A 24,295-nucleotide genomic window follows, 5' to 3' on the forward strand; every position below is an offset into this window, starting at 1 on the left:
TGCGCCTTCGCGGTTCATTTAATCCATATTCTTTTAATTCAAAATTGGAGAATAAGCATGAAAGAATTTCCGAAAAATAAAATTCCTAAAATTGCAATTATAGGAATGGACTGCTTCATTAGTAATTGCCAAGGATTAGATGCTTTTGAAAGCAGTATTTACCAAGGCAAACAACATTTTACACCCCTAAATTATAGCGATACCCCATCATTAACAATTCCATTAGCAGAAATTAATCAACTTTCCTCCCAACAACAATTAATGTTGCAGGTAGCTAATAATGCGCTTAAAAATGCTCAATTAAATCCAGAGACGAAAATTGCAGTTGTGATGGTGACTGAATCTCAAAGTCACTACCAAAACAAACTAGCAAGTTATATTTCTCGGCTGTGGGATGCAACTAGTCCTGCATTTGCTGAAGAAAACTCAGGCTTTTCAGCCTTGAATTTAGCACAAAAACTATTAATAAATAAACAAGTAGATGCTGTATTAGTTGCAGCAATGGATTTTGCTGAAGAGAAAAATCAGATTATAGGTTTGCAAACTCTCAGTTACGATCAAAATGCCGATGCTACTTTAGTAGGAGAGGGTGCAGCCGCTGTAGTATTGCAACTTCATCAAACAGCCAAAGAAAATAATAATTGTATATATGCAGTAATTGATGCTTTGAGTGTGGTGCAGAATTCCCCACATCAACCGCAAGCAGTTACAGAAGCTTGCCAGACTGCTTTTCAGATTGCAGATATTCAAGCTCAAGATATTGGCTATTTGGAAGTTTATGCTGGTGGAAATACCCAACAAGATGAAGCAGAAATTCAAGGTTTAGTTACAGCTTATACAACTGGGGAATCAAACTTAAGTTGTGCAGTGGGTAGCATCAAAGCTAATATTGGTCATACTCACAGTGCATCGGGAATTATCAGTTTAATTAAAACAGCATTGTGTTTATATCACCGCTACATTCCCGCAGTTCCCAATTGGTCATGTCCCAAACAACCGGATATGTGGAGTGGAAGTCCCTTTTATGTGGCTACAGAATCTAAACCTTGGTTTATAGAACCAGGTACGACTAAAAGAATAGCTGCTGTTAACAGTATGGAGGCAAATGGCAGTTATGCACACTTGATTTTATCAGAGGAAGTCAGCCAGATAGAACGCAAGAGCAGATATTTAGAGCAGATTCCTTATTATTTATATGCGATCGCAGCAGAAAATCGCACCTCCCTATTAAACCAAATTACCGCACTTAAGCAAACCCTCAAAGATACCCCTGTTCTCTCTCAACTGGCCAGCCAAACCTTTAGAGAATTTCAAAAACATCAACAGTCAAATTATGCAAATTATGCGATCGCAATTCTGGCACGAAATCAAGAAGAACTCACACGAGAATTAGACCGTGCCATCCCCGGTGTTAATCTTGCCTTTGATACCGGAAAAGACTGGCAAACCCCCCTTGGTAGCTATTTTACTGCCAAACCACAGGGCAAAAAAGGTAAAGTCGCTTTTGTTTACCCCGGTTCCTTCACTTCTTACATCGGAGTAGGGCGAAATCTCTTACGTCTGTTTCCCAAAATTTATGATGATCCTATCATCAATAGCGTTTATAATCGCACCGCCAACATTGAAAAAATTCTCTATCCCCGCAGCTTAAAAAAATTATCAAAAAGAGAAATAGAAGCCTTAGAACAGCAATTAATCAATGACCCAGTAGCAATGCTGGAATCTGAAGTTGGCTTTGCTGGACTCATGACTGCAATACTCAGAAATTATTTCCAAATACAATCACAATGTGTCTTTGGTTATAGCCTTGGTGAAACCAGCATGATGTTAGCCCAAGGTATTTGGACAAGCTTTAAAGAAACAAGTGATTATTTGAATTCATCGCCCCTCTTTAAAACTCAATTATCCGGCCCCAAAAATGCAGTTCGTCAACATTGGAAAATACCAGGAGAAGATCAAAACCCAGATTTTTGGAGCAACTACATCCTGATGTGTCCATTATCCCGTGTTCAGGAAGCAATAAAAAACGAACCTCGTGTCTACATACCTTTAATTAATGCACCAGAAGAAATTGTTATTGCTGGTGAAACAAAAGCCTGTCAAAGAATAATTCAACAACTAAATTGTGATGCTTTTCCAACTTCCATCAATCATGTAATTCATTGTGAGCCAATGCACTCCGAGTACAATGAACTAGTAAAAATTAACACCTTACCTCTCGGAAACGTATCAGAATCTATTTTTTATTCCTCCGCAGAATATGAACCAATCAAACTCAATAGCCATACTATAGGACACAACATTGCTAAATGTCTATGTCAGCAACTTGATTTTCCTCGCCTCATTAACCGGGTTTACAACGACAATATCAGAATATTTATTGAAGTAGGTGTTGGTAGCAGTTGTTCAAGATGGATTAGCTCAAATCTCCAAGAAAGAGAACATATAGCCGTATCTATTAATCGTAAAGGTTTAGATGATCATACTTCAATTATCAGAGCATTAGGTAAACTTCTCAGCCATCGTGTCGAATTAGATTTATCACCCTTGTATTCTCTTTCTTCAGAACCAAATCAACCTTTAATTAACCTAGAAAATTCTACTATTAAAAAACCAGAAAAAACCTTCAAATCCATTTCTGGCAAACCATCTAATTGGCACTACAGGAAATTGAGTACTAATAATGCACTCATGACTAAAAATCATACCTTTTTAATCAAATCACGCCAGGAATCACTACAGCAAATAAACTCCTTAATTCAACAGCAAATTGAATTTTACAAAAAAATACTTGAGCAAGAACCAAAATAAATGAATCTCACAAAACTAAATCAAGATATTAGTATCTTGCTGAATGATTCCTTGATGTGAAAAGCTCCCCGGATTTATACGTGGGGTCAATCCAAAATCTAAAATTGTCTCTTAGATTACGCGGAACTTCCTAAAACTAGAGGTTTATTAACGTGTTTAATACAGAAAAAAACCTGAATCAATATAATCATCTCAGATTATCCCACTTATTCATCAATAATCCTCAAATTTGGCAAGGTAATTTAAATACTGTTTCATTTAATGCCGAAGAAATTAAAATTAAACTGAAGAATTTAAATAAACCTTGTTATATAGTTAGATATGAAGGACAAATTGGCATTACCAACGAAGGTAATTTATCTCATGCCAATAATGGTAAAACAGCCCAAATAGAAATGCTCATGGCTGTTCCTCCCTTAACAATTCAACAATTAGGTGATCCAACTTTTCTAGACTTTTACGGTGTAAAATATGCCTATGCTACAGGTGCAATGGCGCAGGGAATTGCTTCTGAAGAAATGGTAATTTCTCTAGGAAAACAAAATATCCTCAGTTCATTTGGTGCAGGAGGTTTATCTCCTTCCCGTGTCGAAGCGGCAATTAATCGCATTCAGCCAGCCTTAGATCAAAAACCTTTCGCTTTTAACTTACTCCATAGTCCCAGCGAACCAGCAATTGAACGGCGTAGCATTGATTTATATCTCAAATACCAAATCAGAATCATTGAAGCCTCTGCATTTTTAGATTTAACCGACAACATTGTTTACTATCGAGTTGCTGGACTAAGTTTAAATTCAGCTAATCAAATTGAAATCAAAAATAAAGTCATTGCCAAAGTTTCCCGGCGAGAAGTAGCGAGCAAATTTCTTCAACCTGCTCCCACAAAAATTATCAACCAATTAGTTCAACAAGGTCTTATTAGCGAATTACAAGCCAATCTTGCCTCTAAAATTCCCATGGCTGATGATATCACCGTAGAAGCAGATTCTGGCGGTCACACAGATAATCGTCCTCTCATTTGTTTATTACCTTCCATCTTAGAATTGCGAGATGAAATTCAAAATAAATATAAATATAAAAACCCCGTCAGAATCGGCGTAGCCGGTGGAATTTCCACACCGCAATCAGCCTTAGCTGCCTTTATGATGGGTGCTGCTTATGTAGTCACAGGCTCCATTAATCAATCCTGTATTGAAGCAGAAACTTCTCAATATACCAAAGCATTACTAGCACAAGCAGAAATGACTGATGTCATGATGGCCCCCGCTGCTGATATGTTTGAAATGGGAGTAAAACTGCAAGTTCTCAAACGAGGAACCCTCTTTCCCCTCCGCGCTCAAAAACTTTTAGAATTCTACAAAAACTATAATTCAATTGAAGAAATTCCTCCAGCAGAAAAAGAAAAATTAGAAAAGCAGATTTTGAAAAAAACTGTACAAGAAGTTTGGCAAGAAACCGTCACTTATTTATCCCAACGTAACCCTGATAAATTAACCAAAGCAGCAAATAATCCTAAACTAAAAATGGCACTGATTTTCCGCTGGTATTTAGGACTATCTTCTCGTTGGTCTAACACTGGTGAAAAAGGTCGAGAAATTGATTATCAAATTTGGTGTGGTCCAGCAATGGGTAGCTTTAATGATTGGGTTCGAGGCTCCTATCTATCTGAACCAAAAAATCGCAAAGTCGTAGAACTTGCTGATCATATTATGAAAGGAGCAACATTTTTATATCGCATTCAAAATTTAAAAATTCAAGGACTGCTAATTCCAGATGAATACAGTCAGTATCGTCCAGAAGGGTTATAAATATGCCAGACAGCAGAAAATTGGGAAGTCTGGAAGAAACGATGGAAATCCTTAACAAACGAGCTAAAACATGGAATTTAGTTACTATTAGTCGTATCAAAGGTAATCTCCAAGAAGCATTTCTCAGACAATCTCTAGACATTCTCCAATATCGTCATCCTCGTTTAAATTCCCGAATTATAGATTTTGAAAATTGTCTTTACTTTAAGACTGCGGGTACACAAAAAATTGATTTGCGAGTTCTTAATCCTTTAAATGAGGAACAATGGCAAGAAGTTGTTAATGAAGAGATGAATCAGGTAATTGACAGTAGCAAATGCCTCATGCGAGTTGTATTAGCTCCTATCCTGGGGGAGAAAAAAATCAGTTATCTTATTACAACATTGCACCATGCAATTGCAGACGGATTATCAAGCATTCAACTTCACTCACAAATCTTAAATTATTATCAAAGACTCGCCTCTGGCGACACAATTCAACCAATTATTAAATTGGAGCCATTACCACCTATTGAAAGCATAATCACCAAATATACACAAGATTATAGAGGGTGTATATACAGTAATTTATTGTCGTTAAAGCTTGGTATTCAAAAACTTTTATACCAACCAAAAACATTAGGATTTGAAAAATATGTATCTATTCCCCAACGAACTTCTCAAATTATCCATAAACAAATTGAGCCGGATTTAACCCGAAAATTTGTTAATAAATGTCGCCAAGAAAATGTCACAGTATATAGTGCTTTATGCGCCATACTCATGTTCACAGTAGCCAGAAAGATTATCAAACCTAATCAAAAAAGTGTGAACGTAAATTGCTTATCATATCTTGATTTACGTAGGCTTTTACAACCTCCAATTAGTGAAGCAGATCTAGGCGTTCTGGCTACCTCTATGATGCAATTTTACACCATAAAACAGCATACATATTTCTGGGAATTAGCGCGGACAGTAAAATCTAACTTAGAAACTAGTATCAAGCGTGGTGATATTTTCTATATGCCATTAATTGCCAAGCAACTCATAAACTTTTGTTTTTTCTTTCCCAAACAGGTAGCCGCTACAGTTTCAGTTTCTAATGTTGGTAAGATAAATATTCCCAACATTTATGGTGAATTAGAACTAGAAGAGATTAGTTTTGCTGGTTCTCATGCTTTATATGCAGGTATGTTTGTAATTCATGCCGCTAGTTTTCAAGAAAAAATGCTGTTAAATTTTGGATTTTCTCAGCCTTCAATTAGTAGAAAATCAATAGATTATTTAATAGAAAATGTCATGTCTTGTATTTATGATATTTGTAATTCAAATAATGGCAGCACATTTTTTCTAGCGAATTGAAAAACAAAAATCAGTTCTATACAATAGCGTAGTTTCAAGTTTGATCAGCATTGCTCATGAAATATTTTTAGTACGTCTTCAGGGTTTAGATATACATAGACTTCACTCATAAATAAGGATATGCAGATGAATACTGTCCAAATTAGTGACCGAATTACTCTGATTCAAAATAAGCTTTTTGAACAGGCACATACTCAGCCTTTAGAATTAAAATTCCTCGCTATAGCCATGAATAAGCAGGGAATTAAAGGAGAAAAACTATATTCTCATCCAGAAATTATTACCTTACCAACACAAGGATGTGAATATTTACTTTCCTTCAATGCTCATCAGAAATCAATTTTGTCTGCTGCATTCTTAGCTAATTTCTATAAATTTGTTGCCAATAGTGAATCCCAAACGCTAATATCAAATGTGAGTGTCGCTGAAAAAATTTTTGTTCCCTATTCAGATGAGTATATGATTCTTCATCAAGAAACCAGTGAAGAGTTAGATCATATATGGTCTTTTAGAACCTTACATAGCATGGTTTGCCGAGAAACAGGATGTCCTGATTTATTTGATGAACCTGGCTTCTTTTTTGGCAATTTTAGAGCTATTCCTCAATCAGATTGGCAAAGTTTAAATACTTGTTTTAGCTTTGATAATGATCGTTCTGAAACTTTATCTTTACTATTAAAAGGTAAAAACCACTTAAAAAAAATAGTAGAGAAATTACAAAATCAAGATAGTAATTCAATATATCGAACTTTACAGTTCATAGTTGGAGATGCTGTCAGAATGCTACCTGCTGATAAAGTTCAAGAAAATGGACTGGGAAGTTTATGGCTTTTATATAGATATGTTGCTAATGTGGAATTAAAACAAGCTGAAGCTTATTTATTTGATAGTCCCGAAAGTTTTGAATACGAGCCTTTGGCTATGGAAATGAATCAAGCACACTTAACAGATGAAGCACGTCACTATACAACATCTTTTGACTTAGGAATGGAACTCTATAGAAAAGCACCTCCTGAAGCTCAATTTTTTATCCGATATTGTTTACAGAAAGTTGTAGAAGACTACATTCAAGCTGCCTTTGCAACTTATTTGGAAAAGTTAGATAAAAGTCAACAAGGATTCGTATTTACTGATGTCAGAATTGGGCTAAATGCACTACGCATGACTCTACATCATCCCGAATTATCTGATAAGCAAGTAAATATCAATGAACTCATTCACTCCTGGCAAAATATTAGCCAATATTGGCGAAAAGTTATTGGAACTATAGAACAAAAAACTTGGCGTTACAAGTCTCAGCAAATTCATCGTCTTATTCAACAACTAGAACTTGATTTAAATAAAAATAAACTGGGTAATCACTATCAACGTTATCAAGACTGTTTAGAAACAGAAGAACTTAAAAGATTCATAGAAGTAGCATAACAATTAACATCTCTATTAATTAACCTGCATAATTTAGGCTTTGTGAAATATGAATAATGGAGATAGAAATGATAGTTTCTATTCATTTTGAAGATGATCAAAAAACCATTAAAACTGTCGCCAACCAATGCTTAACTCAGATATGTGATCAGTATCCCAACTCAATTCTGTTTGGTTGTCGTAGTGGTGTCTGTGGAACCTGCCTAATTGAAGTTGTGAGTGGGATAGAAAATCTCTCTCCTATAATGGAAAAAGAGCAAATTTTACTAGATATTTTAGCTCCAAAAAATCCACTGATTCGGGTAGCTTGTCAATGTGTAGTTAAAGATGATATTTGCATTCGAGTAGCTAGTTGATTACTAAAATTCACTTACTCCATTATCAAAAGAACGATGAGTCAAAATATAAGCAATTCTCAACCTAAAAAGCCTTATTCAGTAGCGGATATTGAAGCATGGTTTGTTTCTAATGTTGCCTATATGATGGGAGTTAATCCAGAGGAAATAGATATCCGTGAACCTTTAGATAGCTATGGATTAGATTCAGCACAAGCCATGCTGCTTGCTAGTAAAGCAGAGAAATATTTGGGTTTAAAATTGCCTCTTATACATCTTTGGAATTATCCTACAATTGAGGAACTTTCTCAGAGATTAGCTGAAGAATTGGAAAATTCCCAATCAGAAATCTTACAAATGTAAGCAATAAAGTTTTTAAGTTTTTCCTCCTCTAAGACTGACACTTCGCCAGAATAGAGACAACATGGTTCAGCGGAGTGTCTTCTTTTTCTTTAGGATTTATAGCTTGTTCAAACTTGGGAGATTTAGTCATGAATGCATCCGAACTTTTAGCTAAACTTACTCAACAAGGTGTACAATTTTGGGTGGAAAATAACAAATTAAATATTCGTTCTCCTAAGGAAGTAATTACACCAGAAATACAAGCAGAAATAGCCACACATAAAGGAGATATTTTAGCATTGTTACAAGAAATGAATATCACTACTAAATCTTCATCTGAACCTCTAATTCAGGGAATTAGCCTGCAAACAATCGGCAGATTAATTGGTGGTTTTTCTGGTGAATCGCCTATGGAATATCAGCCACCAATCATTGATCCAAAATTGATGGCTCAAAATCTCAGTGTCACATTTAGACCTTTACCTCATGGTTATCATCATCACACTATTATTAAATTCCGTCAGGAATTAGCAATTAAACTAAAACAATTTGGCGTTGCTGTTATTCCTTGGCAGGAAGCTACAACAGATTTTTTATATAAAATTAAAATTCCACTATTAAACTGGAATAAATCTTTAAAAATTAGGGGAGTAAGATCTGAAATTAACGCTGTAATAGATGTGACAAGACCTAATTCTTGGTTGAGAAAATTAGGAATATTTATAGCTGAAAGTTTTTATGTTTTATCTTATCCTTGGCTAGTAAATCAGCAAAGAATGTCCGTTATCCAAATTGCTAAATTAAGTACTTGGGCTGAAGATCATGCAGCTAAATATGTTGAAGATCCAGCAAATACTCAAGTAATCATTCTTAACGAAATAGATCGTAAATTTATCAATCCATCAACCCAGTATCAAGAAAAAATTAGCATTGGTATTAATACACTCATTAAAACTTTTTCTGAAATTGTAATTGGCGTATCTACTGAGTATATTTCTATTCTCAATATGAATCTTTCTGATTCCATTTTTCCTAAGCATGAAATAAATAATTTCGTTTCTAAATCACTGATTCCTAAAATATTTGTACCCATTGCTCCACTATTAATGAGTAGATTTGAAATAGAAAAATATAATCCTTGTGTATCTAATTATGCTCATAAATTAGTGAAATTAGGTCAAGAATTAGCCTCAACTGGACTATTTCCAGCAGGTTTTAAGCTGGCTGAAGTTATTAAGAGAAAATCCCACAGAGATATTGTTAATGTGATTGTCAATGGCAGAACAGGAGTTTCCTATGGTTTTGTAGCTTATGCCGAACCTCCCTGTTATGTGGGAAAACCAGAAATTAATACTAACGAATGGGAAAATTTATTGCCTGTCCCCGGATTTAGTAGTAATGAAATTCGTAAAAATCAAGCAGGTAGACGTTATATTAAAATCATTATTGCTGGAGAATATGTATTTAAGCAAATTCCTGACATCTGGTTGGTAAGCTCTCGTTCAGGTTCAAATAAAACAGACCTAAAGATTGAGCAAGATATTATCCGTATCGGTTTAAAAGATAATTTACAATTGCAATTACCTTTAGGCAATCAATCTCAAAAATTAGATATTAAACCTTCTTATGATATCTATGTCATGTTGGCAATTAGTATGGCTGCTGCTTTATATACACCAGAATTAATTCAAAATGGTGCGCCAATCGTTCATTTTCATGGCTATCCTGCATTTGATTGGTTTCAAAAGGATGAATACTGTGTGGGAGTTAATCATCCTTCTGTACCCTGTGGAACATATGAATCAGGAGTGCTGAATTTTTTAGGTCTTTCTAATTTAGCTAATCAGGCCAAACAAAATATCAACTTAATTAGTTTAATAGAGCCAGATCATGGGACAAATTTCATTGCACGCGATATGGAATATCTAATTGATAGACTTAAAAATGGTTGTTTAGCAGAAAAAATAGAATTAGGTGGCAAACATTTTGCTTCTCTCAAAGCAAATCTAGGCGATTGATAACTTCATAATTTCATCTTTGTTTATTTTTCAAAACAAGATTTTTTCAACATTCTATACTTTTGCAAACATTTAGTTGTTAGCCGATAATTTTTTATCCCTCACCCATTGGAGTTAAGCAAATGTTTCATAATTTCATTTACACACCAGAACATATTTTAAATAATTTCATAGCTCGCCCCAATTACTATCCTTTAAGAAGATTGTTTTGGAAGGTGTGGTATAACCTTTTTGCATCTAATTTTAGCAAGATAAACATTACTTTTATTAACTATGGTTATGCTGATTTAGAAGAGAATGCTAAACAGTTAGAATTGAGTGGATATGAAGAAGAGGAACGTTATTGTATTCAACTCTATCATCATGTAGCAAATGCTATCTCCTTAGCAGGCTTAGATGTTCTTGAAGTAGGATGTGGGCGTGGAGGAGGATCTTCATATATGATGCGTTATTTACATCCAAAAACAATGACGGGAGTTGATTTTTCAGAAAGTAATATTACATTTTGTCAAAACAAACATTCTATTCCTCAACTAAACTTTCAATTAGGAGATGCCGAATTTTTGCAATTTAATGACTATTCTTTTGATGTTCTTATTAATGTGGAATCATCACATTGTTACGGTTCGAGAAAACGCTTTTTTGCTGAAGCTTTTAGAGTAATTCGTACAAATGGTTACTTTTTATTTGCTGATTTTAGACCAAAAGATGAAATTGATAAGACCACACAACTTTTAAAAGAATCTGGTTTTAAGATTTTAAAACTAAAAAATATTACTGCCAATGTCATTAAAGCTATGGATTTGGAAAATGAACGCAAGTTGGCAATAATTAACCAGTATCTTCCTAAATATTTACACATAGTAGCAAACTGGTTTGCTGGGTGCCAAGGAACTCCAATGTATGAAGCATTTATGAAAGGAGACCAAGAATATCTTTGCTATGTTTTGAAAAAATAATCTAAATAATAGGACTTATAAAAATGACACACTCAATATTTTTTATAGGGTGCATTAAAGTTGAAAATCTGTTGATTGTTGCTGAATAATCGAGTCTGTCACACCCTACTAATATGACATTTGTATGACTTCTGAATTAAAGTAATCGGAATGGGGATTTAATTAATGGAAAAACTTACCCAGGTTCAAAATAAACAATCCAATTTAAGTAATCTTCTTTATCAAATGCACAGTGAAAACACTTCAATGATGACTAAAGTTCACCATGATTATTTACAAGTACAACAGAAATCGCTACAGGAAATAAACTCAATGCAGATTAATTTAGCTGATTATCAGAAATTTGTTAAACAACTATGGCAATTCTCAAGCTCATGAAATACACCCCACCCGCGCTATCGCGCACCATCCCCTTACCAAGGGGATGGTTGGAGAGGGGTAATTTTGTATATCACGCTTAGTGGGAAACGCTAATTTGTTTTTTTAGTTAATAATATTAACAGTTATGAAACGTTTACTGATAGTGTATTATTCACATTCGGGAGATGTAGATCGGGCAGTAAATTCTTTTACTAAATGTCTTAATATTTCAGAATTTGAAATTCATAGAGAGTGTATTAAACCAAAGATTGATTATCCTTATCCTTGGAGTTTATATAAATTTTTTGATGTTTTTCCAGAATGTATTAATAACGAAGCACCGGAAATATATCCACCGAATTTTAGTGAAGATGATAAATTTGATTTAGTGATTCTTGCCTATCAAGTTTGGTTTTTATCGCCATCTTTACCCATTCAGGGATTTTTTAAATCTAAATACGCCCAAGTTTTGCAGAACACGAAAGTTATTACTTTAGTGGTGTCTAGAAATATGTGGCACTCAGCCTCAGAAACCATGAAGAAAATGATTGCTGATGTGGGGGGTATTCATGTTGATAATGTGGTTGTTACTCACCAGGGTAAACCTTTAGCCACATTTATTAGTACACCCAGATTACTATTGACCGGGAAAACAAATGGGCTTTGGGGGGTATTACCTCCAGGAGGAGTACGCGATCGCACAATTGATGACTTATCACGATTCGGCCAGCAAATAGCCAACAATCTCCCCGCCTTGAGCGATGGCTGTAGCGATACCTACGGCGGCTCTCAAAAACCCCTACTCAAAGGTCTAGATGCCGTTGAGGTCAATCCACGTTATATCATTCCCGAACTAATCGGCCGGATAGCTTATCGTCCCTGGGCTAAAATCATTCGTCTATTTGGCAAACAAGGAAGTTGGCGCAGACGACCAATCATTTACATCTTTGCCATTCAACTTATCTTCGCTATTCCCATCGTCCTTCTAGTTTCCACCATCATTCAATTTTTATTTGCTCCACTGATCAACAAACAAATAAAGTCTTATGTTCAACTTCTAAAATCCCCATCTTCGGCTGTGGTTTAGAAACAAATAATAATTACCTAGGGCTTGCTGAAAAAGTTATCTGTGAGGGCTAGGAGTTCAGAAGTTCAGGAGTTCAGAAGTATGGCTAACGCCACGCTACGCTATCAGGAGGAGTTGGAAGAAAGTAAGAATAATATCGAGCCTGGAAAAGTGGTCAGTTTTTGATGCCATCACCCTTTTTTCCTTGCACTTTATTGTATCTTATCTCCCTGTATCCCTTGATTTATCTAGGTTTTACATTTATTCAGCATCCCCTACCTACCAAAATTTACCTTTGATCATTTGATATTCAATCAACTTATTTGGAGAAAATTATGCCTTCAGCATACATTACAGGCTTAGGAGTTTTTCTACCTAATAAACCCGTCAGTAATGAAGAAATTGAAAATGTTCTGGGATTGATCAATAACAAACCCTCTCGCTGTAAAAATCGCATCCTCACAAACAACGGTATAAAATCTCGACACTATGCCATAGATCCAAAAACTGGCAAACAAACTCACACTAATGCACAATTAACTGCCGAGGCAGTGCGCGCCCTTTGCAGAAATTCTAATTTTCCCCTTGAAGAAATTGAGTGTTTAGTTTGTGGCACATCGGGGCCAGATCAACTTATTCCTAATCATGCTCTGATGGTGCATGGAGAACTTAAATCTCCTCCCTGTGAAGTAGTATCTACCAGTGGTGTCTGTTGCTCAGGAGTAACTGCATTAAAGTATGGATATATGAATGTGTTATCTGGTTTAACTAAAAATGCTGTCACAACTGGCTCCGAAGTCGTATCTAATGCCTTAAGAGCAGCATACTTTCAATCAGAAATAGAGTCAAAAATTCAAGAGTTAGAAAACAAACCAGTTATAGGTTTTGAAAAAGATTTTTTAAGGTGGATGCTTTCTGATGCAGCCACAGCCGTTTTAATCGCAGATACACCGAGTCAAGATCGTATTTCTCTGCGGATTGACTGGATTGATTATATCTCTTTTGCAAATTCTCTAGAAACTTGTATGTATGGAGGATGTGTGAAAAGAGCAGATGGTTCTGTACAAGGCTGGAGGGATGTAGACCAGCCAGAGGAAGTATGGAAACAGAATTATTTAGCCATCAAGCAAGATGCCAAACTTTTAGGGGAAAATATCATTAACTATGGTCAAAAAGGATTAGCACAGATTAGGGATAAATACAACCTAAAAACAGAAGAAATAAATTGGTTTCTGCCTCACTACTCATCGGAATATTTTAAAGAAGAACTTTATGCAAAAATGGCAGAAATTGGAGTGCATATTACTTATGATAAATGGTTTACTAATCTAACCACAAAAGGAAATACAGGTTCGGCTTCTATCTTCGTGATGCTAGAGGAATTGATGTACTCAGGAAAAATTGAACGCGGCGATAAAATCTTTTGCTTAGTTCCCGAAAGTGCTAGGTTTTCATACGCTTATATGCACATGACAGCAGTTTGATTTTTCCTCCACCGCTATTATTTTACTAAATTGACAATCACAATCGAGTGAGCTTGAAAAATGACAACCTTTTTCCCAAGAGGCTCACTCAAAAATTTAAGTACTACTCCAGCTTGGAATACATGAAAAATATATTGACCCTCTTGGAAAGTGAAATCAATGCCACAATTTTAAACCTTTTAAATGTAAGCACACCTGGTAGCGACTTGCTTTTGAAGAACGAAGATAGTGAATTCATGTGGGGTCGCACTGGAAATGATACCTTTATTGGTTTGAAACCTGGCGATAATAATCCTGATCAATTGCAAATTGATATTATGCTAGGTGATGGCGATTTAATGGCGCTACAGAAAGGTAGTCAGTTTAACGGAAACGACAGATTCGTTCTAGGTGATTGGAAACAACCCTATTATGCTGATGCTCAAGAACTCAACTTCGGTTTCAAACAATTCGCTTCAATTTTAGACTTCAACCCCAAACAAGATACTATTCAACTTCACGGCTGCCCAGAAGATTACCAACTAGTAAAATCTCCTCTGGGGACGGCGATATTTTGGAAACAAGGAACTGTACCTGACCTTATTGCCTTTTTGCCTGGGAATTATCATTTGCATCTTGAGGAAAACTATTTTCAGTATGAAGGCGACACCCCGCCCCCAGGGCCTGTACTAGAGAAAATTCAACAAATAGGATCTAGCAGTTTTGATTCCCTCATCAGTTCAGCCACAGATCCTAATGGTAATCTATTTGTGGCAGGAGTTACAGGTGGTTCTTTAGCAGCAGCTAATGCTGGATCTAATGATGTTTTGGTGGCCAAGTACGACAGCAATGGCAATCAAAAATGGATTAAACAGTTTGGGACTGACAAATCTGACTTTGCCACTAGCGTCGCCACTGATAATAAAGGCAACTTCTACCTGGGGGGAATGACAAAAGGCAATTTGGGGGAATTTAACCAAGGAGAAGGAAATTATGATATCTGGATAGCCAAGTATGACGGTAGTGGCAAGCAGCAATGGTTTCAACAGTTTGGAAATGGGCTAATTGATGCCTCCTTTGATATGAAAGTCGATCAGGATGGCAATGTCTACCTGACAGGATTCTCCATTGAACAACAGCAGAAAGGGCTGTTTTTTGAACCTGATGTCTTTGCCGATGATGTTTGGATAACCAAATATGACAGTAATGGCAACCAGCAATGGTTTCAACAGTTTGGCAGTTCCGCTTTTGATGAAGCTTACAGTCTTGCTGTCAGTAATGATGGCAGCATCTACTCTACAGGTTGGACAATGGGTGATTTGGGAGCAAAAAATTCTGGTTTATATGATGTCTGGGTGGCCAAGAATGACAAAAATGGTCAGTCGGAATGGATTCGACAGTTCGGCACAAAAGATTATGAATTTCCTAAGGGAATTGATTCAGATAGTCAGGGCAATGTCTATATCACAGGATGGACTTTAGGTAATTTGGGGGGTAAGAATGCTGGGTCTGAGGATGCTTGGATTACCAAATATGACAGCAATGGTAATTCTCTATGGACTCGACAGTTCGGTACTAATGGTAATGATGCTGCCTTGGATATGAAGATTGATTTAAATGGCAATATCTTTTTAGTTGGATATACTGACAACAATTTGGGAGGCAAGAATCTCGGTTCTAATGATGCCTGGGCAGCTAAGTTTAACAGTAACGGTAAACAGTTATGGATTCAACAATTTGGAACTTCTAAGTCTGATGTTGCCACTAGTCTTACCATTGACAAGACTGGTAATGTATTCGTGATAGGAACTACTGAGGGATCTTTAGGGGGTATCAATGCTGGATCTGTGGATAGTTGGGTAGCCAAGCTCGATTCCAATTCAGGAAAGCTAGAAGACTTTAGTGGAACTTCAAAGTATGAGACTCAACATGAAATTTCAAGTTGTGATAGCAGTTTTGGTGTCTTCGATAGGAATTCTCAAAATCACATTTTCAATAATGATCTAGGTCAAAGTTTGGCTTCTGGAATGCTAAAAGATTTCAATAAAACTCCAAAGCCTGAAATTCAAAATGAAATATTTAGCCACGATTTGAAGAATGACATCCTCAATGATTTTCTAGGAAAAAGTTCTGATTTAGGAAAGATCAAAGACTTTGGTGAGATTCTAAAACATGAAATCCAAAATGAAATATTGAGCAGCAGTTTTACCGATAAAATTATCAATGCTGTTTTAGGCAAAAGTTTAGAATCAGGAAAGTTACAAGATTTGAGCAAGATTTCAAAGCCTGAAATTCAAAATGAAATATCTAGTTGTGGTGGTAGTAGTGGCCTTTTAGGTAACAATTTTCAGAAGAATATCCTCAATGGGGGTCTAGAGGGAAGTTCGGCTTTATCCGCGTCGGGAAAATCAATAGTATCTGATTTTGATGTCATGTTATAGCAATTCCCAAGCTCATGAAATACACCCCACCCGCGCTGTCGCGCACCCTCCCCTTACCAAGGGGAGGGTTGGGGAGAGGTAATTTTGTATCTAACTAGAGTGGGAAAGGCTATATCTACCAAACTTTAGACATCAAATATTTATTTTCGATAACTTTTTTGGAGTATTTATGACAGAGATGATCCAACAACTTGAAACAAATGAAACATCCTCTGCTGTTTCTGAGAACAAAGTTAAAAAACATTTGAAACTTAATGAAATCAACTATAAAAATAATACTGAATCAGATTACACAGAGAAAATAACTGAGCTAAAAAATAACTTCAACTACAGCAGCAACAGAGATTATTATTGGAGTGAACCTGAGCTTTCAATTTTATACGGTACTCCACTTTACGAAGCGGCTTCCCCTACCCAAAGGATCGCTCTTAATCATCTTTTTTGGGTTGGAGGTTACAACCTAACTGCTGCAAGTGAAACTAATACCGCACTTTACAATCAAATTACAAGTAGCGTTTTTTATAGTCTAGGTGGCTACGAAACTCTCTGCCATGAATTGGATATTGAAACTTCTCAAGAACGCTACCATATTCAGGCTTTTCGTACTATTGCTAATCAGACGGAGATAGGTTTACTAGGTGATATCATCATTGGCAATCCTTTCTCAGGAAAAGAATCTCAGCTAATGCAAGGAGGAATGATTGGGCGTTTATCACCTGGAATCATGCGACATTTATTCAGTTTCAATTGGGGTAGTACACCTTTTTTAGCATCCCAGTACTATACCTTACGCTTCATCGCTAATATGATTCTCAAACTTACAGAATATAGTCGCTCCCAGTATTTTAAGAAGTTAGAGAAGAAAGGCGCGTTTATTCCTATTCCTCTAGCTGTTTCTCATTACCATTTCTTAGATGAATCTTTCCATACTACTACTTCCCAACTGATTGCTCACGATTTGTATAAGGACTTCCCCAAGCCAACAGCCTATGAAAAATTCATGGCTAATTTGTCAATTTACATGATGCAAGTAACTGTCCTCAATACTCTGTCTGGGGCCGCAGTTGGGAGCTTTTATCCAGATAAACTTTTGATTATGCCCTTGATATACAAAGTACTCAGAACACCTCTGTTTGATATGTCTGCTCAAGAAGCTCTATCTTGGATAGAAAAATCCTTATGTCATGAACACGAAGGTTTTCATGCTGTACTTAAGTCTCATCAACGTCTCTTGTCCGAATTGCGGCGGTTTTTTCAAGATGTTGACTATCTGTGGCCGGTTAATCGTGAAATGCGCGTTATGGCTTCAGGAGGATCAATTAGCAAGGCTATCCAAGATAACATTCAGGGTTTTGAGCAGTTCTCTCGGTCTGCTACCTGAATGTTTTGGTTGATTTAGACCAAGGTAATTGCGATCGCACAAAAAATAAAATCGCGCCAGTACTTAATATGGAATTAAAGCAGGTCAATTTTATGAATAACAGCCATTATGATGTCGTTGTTATCGGAGGGGGCCCTGCTGGATCTACATTGTCTACTTTCTTAGCTCGGAAGAAATAGTAGAAAAAATGAGTAATGATGAACTTCAGCAGAATGCAAAAGGTAAGCGATCTCCCAGAGCTTACATCAGTTCATATCAATCTAAAGTTTGATGAGTAAGTTCTATGAACCTTTCTGAAAAAACGCTTCTTATTTCTGGAATCAGTGGGTTTATCGGTTTGCGTGCCACTGCGATCGCTCTCACAAAAGGAATGAAAGTCCGGGGGCTACAACATTCTCAACTCCAGGCTCAAAAAGCTCAACAACTAGGTGCTGAGGTAATTGTTGGTAGTGTCACTGATCCTGCTGCTGTCCGCAAGGCTTGCCAAGATGTGGATATAGTTCTACATACGGCTGCTATTGTCAAAGAACATGGATCACTCAAGGAATTTCGTGATGTCAATGTTGGTGGCACAATTAACATGGCTAAAGCGGCTAAGAATGCAGGTGTTAAAACCTTTGTTCATCTCTCCAGTGTTATAGTCTATGGTTATAACTATCCCAATTACGTCACTGAATCCGGGCCAATTTTTGCGGAGAATCATCCCTATTGTCAGACCAAAATAGAAAGCGAAAAAGAACTTTTACGACTCAATTCGCCACCTGATTTTAATATTATTATCCTCAGACCAGGAGATGTTTACGGGCCTGGGAGCTACCCCTGGGTAGTCCGACCACTCGCAATGATGCGCCAAAAAATATTTCTGTTGGCAAACAATGGACAGGGAGTGATGAATCATCTCTATGTGGACAATCTCATAGATGCCATCTTTCTGGCTATGGAAAAAGAAGCCTATGGAGAAGTTCTTAATATTACTGACGGAGAAGAGACTTCTTGGCAAGAATATTTTACGCGTTTAGCTGATATTGCTGGGTTGTCGGCACCTTCTTCTCTGCCTAAAAATGAGCTCAAACTGCTAATTCAGTTGCGCTATCAGGGACAGAAGCTTTTGGGTCAGAAAGTTGATATTGTGCCGGAAACTTTAGATTTTATCACTCGCCCCTATGCTTATTCGGTTGTTAAAGCAGAGAAATTATTAAACTATAAACCAAAAATTGATTTGGAAGAGGGAATGCGACGCACTCAGGAATGGCTACAAACAGTGGACTTGAATGTTTTAGATAAGTAGGTGGAACGATGAACTATAAACACAATGTTCCTATTGAGCCGATTACAGATTCAGAAAGTCTTCCTTTTACCTGGGAACGCCTCATCCCTAAACAGATACCAAATGATCCAGCCAGTCAAAAGCTTTTTGAGATCCATCTCCGGCGTTATGAAACCGCAACACGCTTTGTAAAAGGAAAAAGGGTTCTGGATATTGCCTGCGGGACTGGATACGGTAGTCAGATGCTTCGTCTTGCTGGTGCGATCGCTGTGGTAGGTGTAGATATATGTCCAGAAACGGTACAATATGCCAGAAAGCACTATCAAGAAAATAATGTAGAATTTGTTTGTGCTGATGCTCTTGATTTCGAGTGGAAGGAGCATTTTGATGTTATTGTTTCTTTTGAGACGATAGAACACGTCATCCATCCTGACAAATTTCTAGATCGTCTCCGCTATCTCCTGCTTCCAGAAGGTAAGTTGTTACTGTCAGTCCCTCTCGGTGAAACTCGGCATATAGACCCCTATCATCTTCATGCATTTAGTCAGGAGGATGTGTTTGCACTGCTTGAAAAAGCAGGTTTTTTGGTAGAACAGTACCGTTGTGATGATTGGTGTCTGACTCGTAGGGATCTTCTGCTCTGGAGACAACTCTATCCAGCTGCTAGGCCAAATATGCGTGAACAATTTTTAACTCTTAGAGGATGGCAACTCCTGCGCGATTTTTGCTTTCGAGGCGTTATTAATGTTCCTGAATTCATGGTTGCAGCCCAAGCAATCAAAAATCCAGTTGTTGAAAAGCGTCAAACTCCAACACACCTCGATTAATTAAGCCAAGAGGGACGGTTTACTCGGTCTTACATTTTTTAAGCGGATATCTTTTGTATTTTTCCAAAAAATATAGGTATTTTTTAAGCTTTTGGCGATCGCTACGGCGAGTGTAGCAATCGCTATCTAACTACAAATAGTCCTATGTATGTAACATTAGTATGCTACGGTGTAAAACGCAAGAATTCAGCTTGAATACGACCGTATATTTACTATTGTTAGTACTTGTGCGTAGACAACATTAAATCACATCTTAATATAAGTAAAAATAATATCTAAAAACCTGTTGGTTTGAAGATTTAATCAGCAAACAAGTGTGTTTTTTAGTACAAAACTTTGCATCTTCCTCGGTTAATTATAGGTTATAAAGTGACAATTATAAAGTTTGGATTAAATCCTTAAAACCCTTATTCAGATGGCACTTATGTCTTTAGTGTCAAGCAATTTTGATGTTGTTTGTCCCCTCTTAGTAAAATTACAAGAGTTAAGTAATACTATATAAATAGTGCTGCACTATACCTTTCTTTTATCTAAAATTCCGTCAAGCTTAGGCAGGTTTGAAATTTTTACATAAAAAATATTTTACATTTATACATCGCTGTTTTATTATTGATATGATGTCATACAGCAGTAGCAAAACCACCTAAATCTTCCTAGGTTCTCAGGTGAAAAAAGCAACTTTGACAACAGCACAACCTCCAAGTATTTATATTTAGATACTTGAGATGTGAATAGCTCAATTAATGATATTTTTCCATTACTATGTGGGTACAAATATTATCTAGAGGCTATTGATGTCTTCTTCGTATGTGCATTAAAGAAGCAATGTCAGTATTAGCAGTTTTATTCAAGTAACTGATTCAGTTACGCGACTAGTGACTTAATCTCTGATTACTTCGGAACTTGTTGACATTGAATGGCCTTGAGTCATCGAATCAAACGCGCTTCCAGTCAGTAGCCAACAGAAACAACAATAAATATTCAATACATCCCGAAAGAAACAGTGAAGTATCAAAAATCCAAGTTTTACCGTTCTTTAGTTGCGATCGCATTATTAGCCAATGGTTCTTTCCAATTACTAGCACCTGCAATGGCAGAAGGAACTACCGCAGGTGAAACTATTAGCAACACCGCAACCGCAACTTACGAAGACCCCAATAGCCCAGGAACAACCTTAAATACTACCTCCAACACCGTCACTATCACCGTTGCAGAAGTCGCAGGTATAACCGTTTCAGCCGCAGGAATAGTAGATAACAACGGTGGAACTGTAGGAGTTGGAGACCTATTAATCTACACCTACACAATCACCAACGTTGGTAACGACCCGACCACATTCCGCATTCCTAACTTAGCCACCACCACTGGTCCAGGTATAGTATCAGGAACCTTACCCGGCGCTACTACAGCGAATAATCTCCAATACAGCACTGACGGCGGCACAACTTGGATAGAAATTACTAATACTGAAGAAATCACACCCTCAGTTGCTCCTAATGGCACTGTCTTGGTTCGTGTGCCAATAACTGTACAAGTAGGCGCTCAAACAGGGGAAACTATTGCAGTTACCTTAGGTAACACCCCTGGTAATGCTCAAAACCAACTTCGCATCCCAAATGGTGGTGACGTATACACAGTAGATAACCCGGATGCTGCTGCTAATGAAGCAGATGGCCCACCCATCAACGGGACACGGGAAGCCAGCGCAGTTCAGGATATTCAAGTTGGTGTCACAGCAAAAACTTATGCATTAGCTACCATTCTCAAAGTGCGTAGTGAATACGACAATAATGCAACTGTAAATAATATTACAGATGACACACTAACCTATGATTTAGGTTTGCGCGTAGAAAGCAATGATGTCACTGGCAGTGGCATCACCCCAGCACCTTTAGCCGGGACAACCATCAATGTTGATACTGTTAATGGTTCTTATATCCTCGTTTCTGATGCCATTCCCGCAGGTACACAACTAGCAGCAGCACCCACTCCGCCTACTGGTTGGGACGCAGTCTATACCACATCTGATCCAGCGACGTTTAACGCCAATACAGCAGTATGGAAACGTTTCCCCTTACAAGGTGCTGATACCTTGGCAGGTATCACCCGCGTTGGTTTTATCAACAAAACCAATACCATAACTTCCATTGCTCCTGGTACAACAGTCAATGGTTTTTCGATTCAGTTAGCGATGCCAACTGCGACTTCACCATTAAAAGTCATCAACATCGCCCAATTATTTGGTCAAACACCAGGTAATGATCTCCCAGTTTACGATGAATCCGGTGACCAAAATCCCAGTAACTTCGATGGTTCTACACCACCAGTTGGTACAGATACGAATGCTGATGGTCTTCCCGATGATTTAACTAGTACCATTACTGATGGCTTAGTAACAGACACAGAACTAGCCGCAACGGGAACAGATACAAGCAACAATAATACTGGTACTGGTGAAGCTGGTGAAGCCAACGTCTTCGATGTAGTAGTAGTTGGAGCAGCGTCAGTTCTGAACGGGCCACAGGGTGTACCAAATGCTATTGGTCCAACTGATAATAATGATGACTTCACCAATAAATCAGCCCTTGTTCCTGCTGGTACTGCACCGGGTTCTACACTTGATCCGCAGTCAGTTGGTTTCACTAATACTCTTCAGAACAGTGGTACAGACCCAGGTGATATCACACTAGAGCCAACCGCACCAGTAAATCCATTAGACTTGCGTGATGGAACACTGGTAACTCTTACCTATGATGCCCAATCTGTTATCTATACCTACGATCAAGGAGCCGGAACTTTCACTACTACTGGTACACCAATTACAATCCCAAATGTTGCTCCTGGTGCGACTATTAATTATGGTGTAGAAGTTAATTTACCAGCGAATACTCCATTATCAACTGATACTATCGCCGATTATGCAGGCGATACAGAATTTGGCTTCCCAGTCCGCATCACTGCCACAATTGATGTAGCAGGTACTACGACAACAAATATCACCATTGACCGGGTATACACTGGTTACTTGAAACTGGTGAAACTCTCACGAATTTTACAAGGAACTGGTCCAGCAGTTGGTACAGGTCAAGATAATTTTGAATCTACACCTGCCGTCAATGGTATTGATCCTAATTCCACTGTTACTGATGTACCCAGAACTCCAGCACCAGGCAATATTATTGAGTATCTAATTCGGTACACAAATATTTCAGATGCCCAAGCTGGTACGGGTAATGTGATTTTGAACGCTGACAAAATTGTGATTACTGAAGATGGTACTACAGGCACTAACAATTGGGCTTTAGATAATGACACTAATGGTCAAAGTGATACTAGCAATATTGTTGGTTCAGCCCAAGATTCAGGTGCTTCTACGATCAACTTCTTTAGTGGTAATCCAGCTACAACTGGTAGTATTGATCAAACCGGTACTACAGTCAATACTGATGTCACCAAATATATCAATCAAGTCACAGGAATAGTTGCACCAGGTGTCCAAAGAACATTCATTTTCCAACGTAAGATGAATTAATCTTGTGTCTGTCTGAATACTGATCATATCTGTTTGGTCTGGTAATGGGTAATTGAGAAAAGCAACTACCAACTACACCAAACTGATGATCAGTAATTAGCCAGACTTGGTGAAACTTATATCCAGCGTTGTTGATATTATCAGCAACGCTTTAGAAAATGTTAGCAAAGTCTACATTTGTATCAAGAAAATCCTTTTTTAAGGGTAAAATAATCTTCTCAAAGTCATCCTTAAAAAGGAGGATTTAGGAAGATTAAAATTTGTGAATACATCAGCCACAACTTTTTCAACATCCTCTCAAAATAGAAAAACCCGATCAGCAAATTAATCAAAGCAGGTAATAACAATGAAACAAGTTTATATTGCCAGTATTGGTGCAATTTCCTTGATGATGGCAGCACCATTAATAGGTCAAATTCCTGGTGTAACTTCTCTCTTTCAGTTAGAAAGTGCAACTGCTCAAAATACTAAGAATCAATCACAACTACAGTTGCAGTTGGTAGCAGAAAAGCAAGTAGAAACGCAGGATCAACAAGGTAATAAAATCAAGAAATGGGAAGCTTTGAAAAATCAAGCCGTAGTCAAACCAGGGGATGTATTGCTATATACATTAAAGGGGGAAAATAAGAGCGATCGCCAACTCAAAAACCTCACTTTAAATCAACCCATACCCAAACAAATGTCCTATGTCTTGAAAAGTATTAATACTAGTAGCAATACCACTATCACCTACAGCATTGATGGTGGACGCACTTTTGTCAAAAATCCCACTATTAAAGTTACCCTTCCTAACGGAACAGTAGAAACTAAACCAGCACCAGCAACTGCTTATACTAATATCCGCTTACAAGTACCAACAATTGCAGCTAAAACCACATTTAAAGCCACTTATCAAACTCAAGTGCGCTAATCATAAAAAA

Annotated in this window: 16 protein-coding genes; all 16 read left to right on the forward strand. The window is 37.3% G+C overall.

Annotated features, from left to right (window positions below):
• Window positions 1-57 precede the first annotated feature (57 nt).
• Window positions 58-2,811, forward strand: a complete 2,754-nt coding sequence (locus ACOWPH_RS09235) for a PfaB family protein (protein WP_096713138.1) — start codon at window positions 58-60, stop codon at window positions 2,809-2,811.
• Between the two features lie 173 nt (window positions 2,812-2,984).
• A complete protein-coding gene (locus tag ACOWPH_RS09240; protein ID WP_199327361.1) occupies window positions 2,985-4,619 on the forward strand; it encodes a PfaD family polyunsaturated fatty acid/polyketide biosynthesis protein in 1,635 nt (544 codons plus the stop codon).
• A gap of 2 nt (window positions 4,620-4,621) precedes the next feature.
• Window positions 4,622-5,959, forward strand: a complete 1,338-nt coding sequence (locus ACOWPH_RS09245; RefSeq protein WP_015215099.1) for a phthiocerol/phthiodiolone dimycocerosyl transferase family protein — start codon at window positions 4,622-4,624, stop codon at window positions 5,957-5,959.
• A 126-nt stretch (window positions 5,960-6,085) separates the two neighbouring features.
• Window positions 6,086-7,384 carry a hypothetical protein gene (locus tag ACOWPH_RS09250; RefSeq protein ID WP_015215100.1) on the forward strand — a complete coding sequence of 433 codons (1,299 nt, stop codon included), beginning with the start codon at window positions 6,086-6,088 and terminating at the stop codon, window positions 7,382-7,384.
• Between the two features lie 68 nt (window positions 7,385-7,452).
• Window positions 7,453-7,740, forward strand: a complete 288-nt coding sequence (locus tag ACOWPH_RS09255; protein WP_015215101.1) for a 2Fe-2S iron-sulfur cluster-binding protein — start codon at window positions 7,453-7,455, stop codon at window positions 7,738-7,740.
• 36 nt (window positions 7,741-7,776) lie between these two features.
• On the forward strand, window positions 7,777-8,082 hold the full coding sequence (locus tag ACOWPH_RS09260) for a phosphopantetheine-binding protein (protein ID WP_015215102.1): 306 nt from the start codon (window positions 7,777-7,779) through the stop codon (window positions 8,080-8,082).
• Between the two features lie 128 nt (window positions 8,083-8,210).
• Window positions 8,211-10,079 (forward strand): hypothetical protein, encoded by a 1,869-nt coding sequence (locus ACOWPH_RS09265; protein ID WP_015215103.1) that lies wholly within the window; start codon window positions 8,211-8,213, stop codon window positions 10,077-10,079.
• 122 nt (window positions 10,080-10,201) lie between these two features.
• A complete protein-coding gene (locus tag ACOWPH_RS09270; protein ID WP_015215104.1) occupies window positions 10,202-11,038 on the forward strand; it encodes a class I SAM-dependent methyltransferase in 837 nt (278 codons plus the stop codon).
• 505 nt (window positions 11,039-11,543) lie between these two features.
• Window positions 11,544-12,485 (forward strand): hypothetical protein, encoded by a 942-nt coding sequence (locus ACOWPH_RS09275; protein WP_015215106.1) that lies wholly within the window; start codon window positions 11,544-11,546, stop codon window positions 12,483-12,485.
• Window positions 12,486-12,799: 314 nt separating this feature from the next.
• The gene (locus ACOWPH_RS09280; protein ID WP_015215107.1) at window positions 12,800-13,948 is read left to right on the forward strand and encodes a beta-ketoacyl-ACP synthase III; all 1,149 of its coding nucleotides are present in this window, start codon (window positions 12,800-12,802) and stop codon (window positions 13,946-13,948) included.
• 122 nt (window positions 13,949-14,070) lie between these two features.
• Window positions 14,071-16,368, forward strand: coding sequence for an SBBP repeat-containing protein (locus ACOWPH_RS09285; protein ID WP_015215108.1), 2,298 nt, complete (start codon window positions 14,071-14,073; stop codon window positions 16,366-16,368).
• 169 nt (window positions 16,369-16,537) lie between these two features.
• Entirely contained in the window at window positions 16,538-17,749 is a 1,212-nt protein-coding gene (locus ACOWPH_RS09290; protein WP_015215109.1) for a hypothetical protein, read from the forward strand.
• A 283-nt stretch (window positions 17,750-18,032) separates the two neighbouring features.
• Window positions 18,033-19,037: an NAD-dependent epimerase/dehydratase family protein gene (locus ACOWPH_RS09295; protein WP_015215110.1), complete on the forward strand. Its 1,005-nt coding sequence runs from the start codon at window positions 18,033-18,035 to the stop codon at window positions 19,035-19,037.
• A gap of 8 nt (window positions 19,038-19,045) precedes the next feature.
• Window positions 19,046-19,843, forward strand: a complete 798-nt coding sequence (locus ACOWPH_RS09300) for a class I SAM-dependent methyltransferase (protein ID WP_015215111.1) — start codon at window positions 19,046-19,048, stop codon at window positions 19,841-19,843.
• A 1,003-nt stretch (window positions 19,844-20,846) separates the two neighbouring features.
• On the forward strand, window positions 20,847-23,375 hold the full coding sequence (locus ACOWPH_RS09305; RefSeq protein WP_015215112.1) for a beta strand repeat-containing protein: 2,529 nt from the start codon (window positions 20,847-20,849) through the stop codon (window positions 23,373-23,375).
• A 346-nt stretch (window positions 23,376-23,721) separates the two neighbouring features.
• The gene (locus tag ACOWPH_RS09310) at window positions 23,722-24,285 is read left to right on the forward strand and encodes a hypothetical protein (protein WP_015215113.1); all 564 of its coding nucleotides are present in this window, start codon (window positions 23,722-23,724) and stop codon (window positions 24,283-24,285) included.
• Window positions 24,286-24,295: the final 10 nt, after the last annotated feature.

Source organism: Anabaena sp. PCC 7938 (assembly GCF_049315035.1).
Taxonomy (GTDB): Bacteria; Cyanobacteriota; Cyanobacteriia; order Cyanobacteriales; family Nostocaceae; genus Anabaena; species Anabaena cylindrica.